Here is a 4,878-nt window from a genome sequence, read left to right as displayed (position 1 = left end):
CTGCGCCACATGGTCCCAGCTACGGGAATGATCAAGGCCGCCATGGACCAGCAGCAGCGGCGGCGCCGATGCGTTGCCCCAGTCGGTGTAGTGCAGCCGGAGTCCCTGGGACTGGTAATAGCGCGCCTGCGGCGCGGCCGATGAAGAGGTCATGTGGTTTGAATAAACGCCGATGCTGGCCACGTCCAGCGCCGTGTCGGCGCCGATATCTTGCCTGCCTTGTCTCATTCCGACAAATCGAGCAGAATTTCGGTCTTGACCAGCATGTCTTCGAGTTCATCGGCCGCGCTGGTGACGGAGCGGGACGAGGTGTCGATCGTCAACTCGCTCGCAACAGGCGGCTCATAATCTTTTCCGATCCCGGTGAACCCCGGCAACGCGCCAGCGCGTGCCTTCGCATAGTGCCCCTTGGGATCGCGGCGTTCACAGACATCTGCCGGCGTAGCGACATAGATTTCCCGGAATGCCGCGCCGGCAATGCGCCGCGCCGCAGATCGATCTTCTGCCGACGGCGATACCGCGGCGACGATCGCGATATGGCCGTTGCGCGCCAGATGGGTTGCGACTTCGGCGAGACGGCGAATGTTCTCGCTGCGGTCTTTCGCGGAGAAGCCGAGGTCACCGTTGAGGCCGGCGCGCAAGGTGTCGCCATCCAGCAGAATGGGCGAGCCGCCATTGTCGAACAGCCGGCGCTGAATCGCACGCGCCAATGTTGATTTTCCCGAACCGGGCAGTCCCGTCAGCCATAGCACGGCGCCTTTGTGACGATACCGCGCCAGGCATTCGCCGGCGCTCATCGCGGATTCCACAGGAACGATGTCGACCGGGATAGAGCGTTTCCCGGTCGCGACGGACAAAATGAGGCCGCCGCCGGCAATGCGACCGTTGACCTCGATGACGAGGCGGCCGGTGCGCGGATTGTCGCTGTAGGGATCGGCGGCGATCGGCTGCGCCAGCGCGATGTCGATCTCGCCGACATGGTTGCGCGCAATCGCCCTGGTCTCGACGCCCGCGAGTTCGCCGGGGTCGACCGCCTTCTCGATCGCGACCACGGTGGCGCGGGTTTCCCGTGTGCCGAGCCGGACCAGAATCGAGGCGCCTTCCGCCAGCGGCTTGTCGTGCAGCCAGAAGATCCGCGCCCGAATCCGTCGGGTGTCGCGCGGCGTGCTTCCGACATGGGCGATGACGTCGCCGCGTTCGACGAACAATTCGCGGTCGAGCGTGATGCCGACGGAGCGGCCGGCGCCCTGGCTTTCCTGCATAGGGGTGACCGGCCAGCTCTCGACGGTCCTGATCCTGGCGATCTTGCCCGCGGGCATGATGACGATCTCGTCGCCGGCGGCAAGGCTGCCGGATTCGATGCGGCCCGCCACAATCCGGCGGTCGTCGAATTTGTAGATCGCCTGCACCGGCAGCCGCAGCGCCAGCGTTTCCAGCGGCCGCGCCGGTTCGAGCGCGTCCAGCGCCTCGACCACGGTGGGGCCGTCAAACCATGCGATCCGCGGCGTGCGTTCGGCGACGCCGTCGCCGTCGCGCGCGGAAACCGGAATCACCGCCGACGGCGTCAGGCCGAGGCCGGTCAGATGCGCCGAAATCTCGTCGCCGATCTGCCTGAACCGTTCGGCGCTGAAATCGACCCGGTCCATCTTGTTGACGACGACCGCGACCTGTTTGACGCCGAGAAGATGCAGCAGATAGCCGTGGCGCCGGGTCTGGTCGCGCACGCCTTCCAGCGCGTCGATGATCAGGACCGCGCCGTCCGCCTGCGAGGCGCCGGTGATCATGTTGCGCAGGAATTCGGCGTGGCCGGGCGCGTCGATCAGCACCACGTCGCGCGAGCGGGTGCGGAAGCTGATCTGGGTGGTGTCGATGGTGATGCCCTGGTCGCGCTCGGTCTGCAGCGCATCCAGCAGAAACGACCATTCGAACGGCATGCCGCGGCGGGCGCTGACCGCCTTCAGCATGTCGAGCTTGCCCTCGGGCAGGCTGCCGGTCTCGTGCAGCAGCCGGCCCACCAGCGTCGACTTGCCGTGATCGACATGGCCGACGATGACGATGCGGACCTGCGGGCGCGTGGTGCCGTTCGGCGTCGCCGGTGTCGCGGTCGGGACGATCATGTTCATGAGAGCGCTCAACTCGGTATCCGTCAGAGGTAGCCGGCGACGCGCAGCCGCTCGAAGGCGTCTTCGGTCTCGTGATCCAGCGCGCGGCCCGCCCGTTCCGGCACCCTGGTGCCGTCAAGCTCGATCAGGATTTCCTCGATCGTCGAGGCGGTCGACGCCACCGGGCTGGTGATGTCCTGGTCGCCCAGCGAGCGATAGCGCTTGCCGTCCTTGGCCAGATACAGCGGAATGATCGGAATGTTCTCGCGCCTGGTGTAGGCCCAGATATCGGCCTCGGTCCAATGCAGGATCGGGTGAATGCGCAGATGCGCGCCCGGCGGCGGCGAGGCGTTGAACTGGTCCCAGAATTCAGGCGGCTGATCGCGCACGTCCCATCCGCCTTCGGTGCCGCGCGGCGAGAACACCCGCTCCTTGGCGCGGGTGGCTTCCTCGTCGCGGCGAATGCCGGCGATCAATCCGTCGAAACCGTATTTGGCGAGCGCGAGTTTCAACCCCTCTGTTTTCCGCGCGGCGGATCGGGCTGCCGGCGGCAGGGTCGGATCGATGGTCTCCAGCGGGGGACAGGGTTCGATCTTCAGATCGAGCTCCCATTCCCTGCCGTAGCGATCGCGAAACGCATACATCTCGGCAAACTTCTTGCCGGTATCGACATGCAGCGCCGGGAACGGCACGCGGCCGAAGAAGGCCTTGCGCGCCAGCCAGATCATGACGTTGGAATCCTTGCCGAGCGACCACAGCAGCGCCAGCTTCTTCAGCCGCGCAAAGGCTTCCCTGAAAATGTAGATGCTCTGCGCCTCAAGCCCGTCGAGATGATCCACTAGGCACCCACCGTATCTCTGAAAAGAACGAGCCAAACCTACGCCATCCTCGCTATTACAGCTCGCGGATCACGTCCAGCGCGGCGGGAGCCGTTAGACCATACCTCGCCAGAAGAAGCGAACTGTCCAATGTGGTGTAACGTGGCGTGGAGCCATGTGGCATGCCGTTGTCGAGAGCGCTCACCGGCTGCACCAGGCCCGGATCTACACCAAGACTCTCTGCTATCGAGCGCCCGACGTCAGCATAGGTGACATCGCTTGGCCCGGTTAGTTGAGCGATGGCTGGCAGACGGTCTTCCATCATTCGTGCAATTGCCTCCGCGACGACCTTCACCGGTGTGGGTGCCATCGTCATATCGTGAAACGCCCGGATCGGGCGGCCGGCCGCCAGTTCACGCTTCCAATTTTCCACAAGCGACATACCCGGCGAAACAACCTTGGCGAGACGCAATATGCCAACCGGCGCACCCTCGCGCATAAGCGCCCGCAGCGTTCGTTCAGCGGCCGCCTTCTGTCGCCCATATTCACTGATCGGCGAGACCGGCGCATCCCATGGTACATGGGGAGTGTCACCGTTGAAAACCTGATTGGTCGACAGAAAGAGCGTGTACACTCCCCTCGCCGCAAGCATCTCTGTCAGCGCGGCGCTCTGCTCGACGTTGATGCGGGCCGATCCGGCAGGGTCGGCCTCGCAAGCGGCCAGTCGCGCGACCGCGACAAAGATGCAGGCCGATTTCACTCCCTCGGGAATCGCAAAATCCTGCACTGGCCCGCCCAGATCGAGCAGTACCTCGTTGGGCGCCGTGGGTAGCCGCCGCGTCGTGCAGACCACCTCTCCGCCACGCGACCGGATCAGTTGTGCTGTCGCTGATCCAATCTCGGAGTTACCTCCAACCACAAGAAACATGGCTTGCCTTTAAACAACGCGCGTCCATTCCGGCCGGTCGACACACCTCAAAAGCACGCCTGACCCGATGTCTCGAAGCAGCTATCGATCCACAGTCAGGCGGCCAGAGCACCAACTTTTTCGATGACCGTGCGGGCGATTTGCCGGGGCGTGAGTCCGTAAACCTCGAACAGATCGTTCTGAACGCCATAGTTCTTGCAGAAGCTGTCCGGGAGCGCGATCCGTTTCATGTGCGGCATGCCGGGTCCGAGTTCTTCCACCAGAAGGTCGGTAACCGCGCTGCCGAAACCGCCGATCGCAATGCCTTCCTCGACGGTCACGACAAGCCGCGCCCCTCGGGCGTGCTCGATCACGGCACCCGCATCCAGCGGCTTGATGGTATGAAAATGCACGACGGAGATGTCGATGCCGTCAGCCTGAAGAAGATCGGCGGCCTTCAGCGCATTTGTCGTCATCACGCCCGTGGTGAACAGCACGATGGGCGTTCGCTCTTCGGATTTGCGCATGACGATGGCTTTGCCGATCTCGAATCCGTTCTCCGGACGGCTGACGATGGGATCGCCACCCTTGGCCAGGCGAATGTAGATCGGTCCCTTCCACGCCAGCGAGGCGTCCATGAAACGCTTCATTTCCTCGGCGTCGCAGCAGGCAACCACGGTCATGTTCGGAAGAGCCCGCATGATCGCAATATCCTCGATGGCAAGATGCGTCGGCCCAAGCGGCGCATAGACCAGTCCTCCGCCGTTCGAAACCAGACGCACCGGAACATTGTGCAGGCAGCAGTCGATCGCCACCTGCTCATAGCTTCGGCGCGAGAAGAAAGTCGCGATCGTGTTGGCGTAGGGAATGAGGCCCTCCATCGCCATGCCAGCGGCCATGCCAACGACGTTCTGCTCAGCTATGCCTTCCATGAACCAGCGATCCGGCATCTCTCGCCGCATTTCGTCGAGCAGACCGGGGCTGAGATCGGATCCGACGAACACGACGCGCGGATCCTGCTTGGCAAGCTTGTAAACCCAGTCGAGACAGG

The 4,878-nt window shown here is 63.8% G+C and carries 5 protein-coding genes; all 5 read right to left on the bottom strand.

What is annotated here, in order from left to right:
- Positions 1-153: alpha/beta fold hydrolase (locus Q8R73_RS23785; RefSeq protein ID WP_371126160.1), on the bottom strand; the 153-nt coding region annotated here is incomplete at its 3' end.
- 71 nt (positions 154-224) lie between these two features.
- On the bottom strand, positions 225-2,123 hold the full coding sequence (gene cysC, locus Q8R73_RS23780) for an adenylyl-sulfate kinase (RefSeq protein ID WP_305721990.1): 1,899 nt from the start codon (positions 2,121-2,123) through the stop codon (positions 225-227).
- A gap of 23 nt (positions 2,124-2,146) precedes the next feature.
- A complete protein-coding gene (cysD, locus tag Q8R73_RS23775) occupies positions 2,147-2,941 on the bottom strand; it encodes a sulfate adenylyltransferase subunit CysD (protein ID WP_305721989.1) in 795 nt (264 codons plus the stop codon).
- Between the two features lie 55 nt (positions 2,942-2,996).
- Positions 2,997-3,848, bottom strand: a complete 852-nt coding sequence (locus tag Q8R73_RS23770; protein ID WP_305721988.1) for a sugar nucleotide-binding protein — start codon at positions 3,846-3,848, stop codon at positions 2,997-2,999.
- A gap of 95 nt (positions 3,849-3,943) precedes the next feature.
- Positions 3,944-4,878, bottom strand: a 935-nt coding sequence (locus Q8R73_RS23765) for a transketolase family protein (protein ID WP_305721987.1), incomplete at its 5' end; no start/stop codon positions are given.

This window comes from Bradyrhizobium sp., from assembly GCF_030697065.1.
Taxonomy (GTDB): Bacteria; Pseudomonadota; Alphaproteobacteria; order Rhizobiales; family Xanthobacteraceae; genus Bradyrhizobium.
This window is presented reverse-complemented; position numbering and strand designations above follow the sequence as displayed.

Excerpts from the sequence above, each read along its gene's own strand:
- cysC (WP_305721990.1), bottom strand. The coding sequence starts at position 2,123 with ATGAACATGATCGTCCCGACCGCGACACCGGCGACGCCGAACGGCACC.
- Q8R73_RS23770 (WP_305721988.1), bottom strand. The coding sequence starts at position 3,848 with ATGTTTCTTGTGGTTGGAGGTAACTCCGAGATTGGATCAGCGACAGCA.